6 protein-coding genes are annotated in these 5,932 nt (G+C 59.2%); 1 reads left to right on the top strand and 5 read right to left on the bottom strand.

Going from position 1 to position 5,932, the window contains the following annotated elements; genetic code table 11:
• A partial coding sequence (locus RR842_RS11200) for a helix-turn-helix transcriptional regulator (RefSeq protein ID WP_332729775.1) occupies nt 1–488 on the top strand: 488 nt, incomplete at its 5' end.
• Between the two features lie 230 nt (nt 489–718).
• On the opposite strand, the gene RR842_RS11195 is transcribed toward RR842_RS11200, so the two are convergent.
• From RR842_RS11195 to RR842_RS11175, 5 genes are all read right to left on the bottom strand, one after another.
• A complete protein-coding gene (locus tag RR842_RS11195; RefSeq protein WP_332514572.1) occupies nt 719–1,573 on the bottom strand; it encodes a DegV family protein in 855 nt (284 codons plus the stop codon).
• 242 nt (nt 1,574–1,815) lie between these two features.
• The gene (locus RR842_RS11190) at nt 1,816–4,170 is read right to left on the bottom strand and encodes a UvrD-helicase domain-containing protein (RefSeq protein WP_332725089.1); all 2,355 of its coding nucleotides are present in this window, start codon (nt 4,168–4,170) and stop codon (nt 1,816–1,818) included.
• 97 nt (nt 4,171–4,267) lie between these two features.
• Nucleotides 4,268–4,534 (bottom strand): hypothetical protein, encoded by a 267-nt coding sequence (locus RR842_RS11185; RefSeq protein ID WP_332518622.1) that lies wholly within the window; start codon nt 4,532–4,534, stop codon nt 4,268–4,270.
• 185 nt (nt 4,535–4,719) lie between these two features.
• Nucleotides 4,720–5,520, bottom strand: a complete 801-nt coding sequence (gene aroF / locus RR842_RS11180; protein WP_332723212.1) for a 3-deoxy-7-phosphoheptulonate synthase — start codon at nt 5,518–5,520, stop codon at nt 4,720–4,722.
• Entirely contained in the window at nt 5,517–5,798 is a 282-nt protein-coding gene (locus RR842_RS11175) for a chorismate mutase (RefSeq protein WP_332514578.1), read from the bottom strand. Before RR842_RS11175 ends, aroF begins: the two co-directional genes overlap by 4 nt.
• Nucleotides 5,799–5,932 lie beyond the last annotated feature (134 nt).

The raw sequence follows: 5,932 nt of genomic DNA, 5'->3' as shown, positions 1-5,932 counted from the left end.
ATAAGGACGAGATACTCCGAGCTGCAAACGCCCTTGCCAGCATGCCTGCAGCGGCGGGTTGGGCCGTGGGTACGATTGGCTGGGAGCAGGGCCTCTACGGGCCCGATAGCGCTTCGCCCGCAGCACTTCGCAGGGGACATCCCGCCGCAAGCACAACCGAGCACCGCGGATCGCCCCGCACCGGCATGCCTCCTACCCGAGCGCCCCTCGCAGAGCCGCCCATCCTTTCAGAGGCCGATCGCTCGCGCGAGAGGGGTCGGTTTCGCGGACAATGCGAGGCCATCGCCGATCGCTACCTGCTGTCACGCCGAGAAACGGAAGTTATGTTTCTGCTGGCAAAGGGTCACAATGCGGCCTACATCCAGGACAAGTTGTGCGTTTCCAAGAGTACCGCCAAGACGCATATCAGCCACATCTATCGGAAGCTAGATATTCATAACCAACAGGAACTGCTGGGGATGGTGGAAGAAGCTCGCGACGCCTGGTAGCAACGTCAAGGTAGCAACGTCAAGCGATGCCCACACGACAGGCGAAACGGTACCTGACAGGGCGAACGAAGCAGAAACAAAGCAACGAAAGCAGAAGGGAAAGCGCGCCAGAGCACACTGTTCGGCGCACCTAAAATCGCCCGAAACCCATCACGGGGCTTCGGGCGAAAAAGTCTACAGCACAAACTCCGAGCTAAAACAAACCGCGCCGAAAAGGTGGCAGCTATTCGCTAGCTTAACTCAAGATCGGAATACGAACCTAAATCGACGATCTGAATGGCGATGCATCCCGGGCCACCCTGAGTGATAAATGCAGGCCCTAGTTCGAATACGCCCACCTGCGCCGTCGGGAAACTATCGGCCAAAAGACCTGCCGCCACATTCGCCTGCGCAAGATTGTCAGCATGGCTCACGCTGATGAAGTATCCCTTGCCTACTCCAAGCGCAGTGAAATCGGCCGTGACCGCCTCAACTGCTTTGGTAAACGAGCGTGCTATCTTCCTCTTCTCAAGGCGCTTTCCATCTTCAGTCTGCATCAATAACGGAATAGCCTTTATCATATGAGCGAATTTTGCGGCAAGAGGCGTCAAGCGACCACCGCGACGCAAATAATCGAAATCCTCGGGAGCAAGGTAGGAGCGAGCGGTTGCTCGCATCTGATGCAGCAAGCTAACAACCTCTTCGGCGGTGCAGCCCTGCTTAGCCGCAGCCACCGCCGCGAAGGCAAGCGCACGATGAGGAACGCAGAGTGTTTGGGAGTTCACCACATGCACGCGTTCAGGGTGGCGGGCTTGCTTCACCAGACCGCACGCAACCTCATAAGCTCCAGAAAGTCCGTCCGCCATACAGATGTGTATGATCTCTTCATCGGTATCGTACGCCTCAAGCGTCAGGCCCGGAGGAGGAGACGAGCTTTGAGGCAGGGCACCGGCACGCACGCGGGTCAAAAATTCCTCAGCCGAGATATCCTCGTATTCGAGCCAAGTTTCCCCTTCAATCGACACCGTCAGGGGAAGAACTGTTAGGCCTCGCTTCGCACCCTCTTCAATCGAGAACATAACGGACGAGTCGGTCACGATCTTCATGGGCGTCTCTTTCCTTCGCCTGCAAGGCAAATAACATCGCGTCGCAGAGGGGTCGCGACATCGCGTCGCTTATTTATTCATCATGCGGGAAAAACTGCGAACGCGCAAGGGTGCGAACCAAAAAGGACCCCAGAGTGCGCAATAAACTTAAACTTAAAGGTTAAGTGCCAAAGGTATCCCAGGATTGACATCACTCAATACCTTCAAGGTTCTTTGGCACAAAACCGTCTACCTGCCAGCGCTTACCCGTTAAGCTTCACAATGGGTGCATAGTCCTTCAATAGTTTCTTCGTTTGTCCGGTCTTGGCGAACTTCACGAAAAGGGTGTCGCCGTCCACCTTGGTCACCTTGCCGCGGCCGAACGTCTTGTGGTCCACGGAGTCGCCCGTGGCGAACGTCATCTTAGCAGCTTCTTTCTTGCCCGCCTCCGGCCGCACATAAGCCTCGGCGCGGCGATCGGTGCGGTTGCCCGAGCCGGAGGCGCTCGAGCGGCCGAACACACGGCCTTCCCCCGCCTCGGTGCCCGAACCGGCGATGCCGCGACGGCTGCCACGCTTCTCCCAACCGGTGCCGCTGAAACCCGCCGAGCCCACCCCTGAGTTCTGCCGCAATTCGGAAGGTATTTCCTGGATGAAGCGCGAGGTCGGGTTCGCCGACGTCTGACCGAAAATCTGGCGTTGCGAGGCACACGTCAAGAACAGGCGCTTGCGGGCGCGCGTAATAGCCACATAGGCCAGACGACGTTCCTCCTCGATACCCGCCGCATCGCCCACGCTGTTCATATGCGGGAACAGAGTCTCCTCCATGCCCCCTACGAACACGCAGTCGAACTCGAGGCCCTTCGATGAGTGCACGGTCATGAGCGTGACCGCATGGCCGTCCTCAGTGACGGTATCGAGGTCCGTGCGAAGACGCACCCACTCGATGAAGTCGGCCAGCGAGTCGCCGCGCAGCACGCGTACCACAGGCTTCTCGCCGCCCTCTGCCACCGGCTCACCACCGGCCGTCGGCGCTTCGTAGGTGGCATCTTCGTCGTCGTGGGTGTCGACGAACTCGTCGACCACGCCCATGAATTCTTGGATGTTCTCGATGCGCCCACGAGACTCGTCGGTATTCTCGGCTTGCAGGGCCGCGATAAGGCCGCTCTTGTCCACCACCATCTCGATGATCTTGCGCAGCTCGCCGCCGTAGGTTTGCGCCTCTTTGATAAGCCCCATAAACTCGGCGATGGCGTTGCGCGCCGATGCGCGCAGCTCAGGATCAACGATAGCCAACTCGGCAGCTTCCATGAACGTCATGTCCATCTCGCGCCCGAACTGCTCGATGCGTTCGATAGTGGTCTTGCCCACGCCGCGGCGCGGCACGTTGATGACGCGCTTGGCGGCGATGTCGTCGGCGGGGTTCACCACCAGCGTGAGGTACGCCATGACATCGCGGATCTCGGCGCGTTCGAAGAAGCGCGTGCCCCCTACGATCCGGTACGGAACGCCTGCACGCAGCAGCATGTCTTCTAGCATGCGGCTCTGCGCGTTCGTGCGGTAGAACACCGCCATCTGGTTGTAGGACAGGCCGGACGCGCGCTGCTTCTCTATCTCGCCGGCAATCCAACGGCCCTCGTCGCGCTCGTCGGAAGCCATGTAGACGTTGATCTTCTCGCCGTCCTCGGCAGCAGTGAACAGCTTTTTCTGCTTGCGATGCTGGTTGTTGGCGATAACGGCATTCGCGGCCGCCAGCACGTTGCCCACGCTGCGGTAGTTCTGCTCCAGCTTCACCGTATGGGCCGAGGGGTAGTCCTGCTCGAATTCTAGGATGTTGCGCAGGTCGGCGCCGCGCCACGAGTAGATGGACTGGTCGTCGTCGCCCACCACCATGATGTTCTGGTGCGCGGCCGCCAGAAGGCCCGTGATGGAATACTGCGCATGGTTGGTGTCCTGGTACTCGTCCACCATGAGGTAGCGGAAACGCTGCTGGTAGGCGCGCAATACGTCCTCGTGGTTCTTCAGCAGCAGGAAGGTGTACAGCAGCAGGTCATCGAAGTCGAAGGCGTTCGCGGCCTTGAGACGCTCTTGTAGGCGCGTGTAGACGCGCGCAGCCACCTTCCCTACCGGGTCGGAGGCTTCCTTCTCGAAGTTGGCAGGCACCACCAACTCGTTTTTAGCGGTGGAGATGCGGTTCATGAGCGCGTTTACCGGGAAGCGCTTCGGGTCGATGTCGAACTCGGCCATGATCTCCTTGTACAGGCGCTTCTGGTCGTCAACATCGTAGATGGTGAAGTTTTTGCTGAAGCCCAGTTTCTCGGCATCGGAGCGCAGGATGCGCACGCACATACTGTGGAACGTGGACACCCACATGCCGCGGCTGCGCGGACCCACGAGACCGTTCAAGCGTTCGCGCATCTCGGCGGCAGCCTTGTTCGTGAACGTGATGGCCAGGATTTCCCACGGGGCCACGCCCAAGTTCTCGATCAGGTTCGCGATACGGTACGTCAGCACACGCGTCTTGCCCGAGCCCGCGCCGGCCAACACCAGCAGCGGCCCGTCAGTCGTGACGACCGCTTCGCGCTGCGGCCCATTAAGAGTATCGATATCGATTGGCATGCGTGCTTCCTTCAAACTAAGAGCACGTAGCGACCACGAGGTCCGCGCGACCGCTACGTGCTTTACAAAGATTTCTGTGAAGAGCTATTGTACCGCTTTATCGCAACGCCTCGTGAAGGCTCTTGACACTTTCCGTCATATCGGACCAGCTTTCAACACGAAACCCTTGAAGGTCGCGGATAGCGGGAGCAAAATCAAGCGAGGCCAAAGCTTGGGCGACATGGATAATAAACGATGCCGACCCACTGTCATCTTTGCAGAAATACACGCTGTACTGGATATGGATAAAACCTATCTCCAGCAAGGCATTCTCTATTGCCACATAGGCCTTCGGTCGACTTATGTCGTAATCTCGCTCGAGCATCCCCCGTATCTAAATCGAACGTGATTCCGTACATATCATCTTCCTGTCCCTTGCCGACGAATTTCTCGGTAACCATAGTACAGCTCTCTTTCCGCATGCACTGCGCGCCGTTTAGGCTCCGATCGGGAGAATCCTACGGGCGTGGTACGGATGAGGGGGGGGGCCGCCGTCATCGCCACGTAAACCTAGACAATCTTCTTCCCGAACACGGCGGCGATCTCGCGCAGTTCGGCCACCAAGTCCTCGAACTGGGAGGGCGTGAGCTGCTGCGGGCCGTCGGAGAGGGCGACCGGCGGGTTGGGGTGCACCTCGATCATGATGGAGTCGCAACCGGCGGCCACCGATGCTTTCGCCAGCGACGGTACCAAGTCGCGCACGCCAGCCGGATGCGACACGTCGATGCAGATGGGATACAGACTCTGCTTGTGCACCACCGGCACCGCCGAGATGTCCAGCGTGAAGCGTGTGGCCGTCTCGAACGTGCGGATGCCGCGCTCGCACAGCATCACGTTGTCATTGCCTTCGGCCGTGAGGTAATCGGTCGCGGCGAGCCACTCAGAGATGGTGCCCGCAAAGCCGCGCTTGTACAGCACCATTTTGTGCGACTCGGCCGTGACGATGCCGATGTTCTTCAGCAAGCTGAAGTTCTGGAAGTTGCGGGCGCCCACCTGTAGGCCGTCCACGTAAGAGTGCACGAGCTCGCAGTGCGCGGAGTCCATGACCTCGGTGAGGGTTTTCAGGCCGTACTTGTCGCCGGCGGCCTTCATGATCTTCAGGCCCTCTTCGCCGAGCCCCTGGAACGAGTGCGGGTTCGTGCGGGGCTTGAACGCGCCGCCACGAATCCAGTGCAGGCCGAGACCGGCGACGCATTCGGCCACCTCGAAGAACTGTTCCTCGCTCTCGATGGAGCAAGGGCCGGCGAAAATGGTGATCTCGTCGGTGCGCGTGCCTAAGTCCGGCAGCTTGGATGCTAGGTGTTCGTTCATACGGACGGGGTCTCCTTCATCACCTTGAGAATGCTCGAGTAGATCTCACGCAGGTTCTCGTTGTACAGGGGACCCTCGTTGAAGCTGTTCACGCGCGCAAAGATTTCCTCCTCGCGGCGCGGGTCGTACAAGCCCATGTGCGCTCCGGGCTTAAGACCGCGGATGACCAGCGAATGACCGGCACGCTTGTTCAGCAGCGCGACGATTTGGCGGTCGATCTCGTCGATCTTGGCACGATGTTCTTGGATCTCCCCGAGGGAGCCGTTATCTTCAGACATCGTCTTTTCCTCTCATAACTCATATGCGGTAACGCTTCAACCCAAGCCTTCCAAGAATGGACAGCTCGCTTGGGTAACACGTGTGGTGACATGATAGCAAAAGCGGCCCGCCTGACAGGCGCGCCGCTTGAATT

It is taken from the genome of Gordonibacter sp. (assembly GCF_036667095.1).
Lineage (GTDB): Bacteria > Actinomycetota > Coriobacteriia > Coriobacteriales > Eggerthellaceae > Gordonibacter.
This window is presented reverse-complemented; position numbering and strand designations above follow the sequence as displayed.

Excerpts from the sequence above, each read along its gene's own strand:
- RR842_RS11190 (WP_332725089.1), bottom strand. The coding sequence starts at position 4,170 with ATGCCAATCGATATCGATACTCTTAATGGGCCGCAGCGCGAAGCGGTC.
- RR842_RS11185 (WP_332518622.1), bottom strand. The coding sequence starts at position 4,534 with ATGCTCGAGCGAGATTACGACATAAGTCGACCGAAGGCCTATGTGGCA.
- RR842_RS11175 (WP_332514578.1), bottom strand. The coding sequence starts at position 5,798 with ATGTCTGAAGATAACGGCTCCCTCGGGGAGATCCAAGAACATCGTGCC.
- RR842_RS11195 (WP_332514572.1), bottom strand. The coding sequence starts at position 1,573 with ATGAAGATCGTGACCGACTCGTCCGTTATGTTCTCGATTGAAGAGGGT.
- aroF (WP_332723212.1), bottom strand. The coding sequence starts at position 5,520 with ATGAACGAACACCTAGCATCCAAGCTGCCGGACTTAGGCACGCGCACC.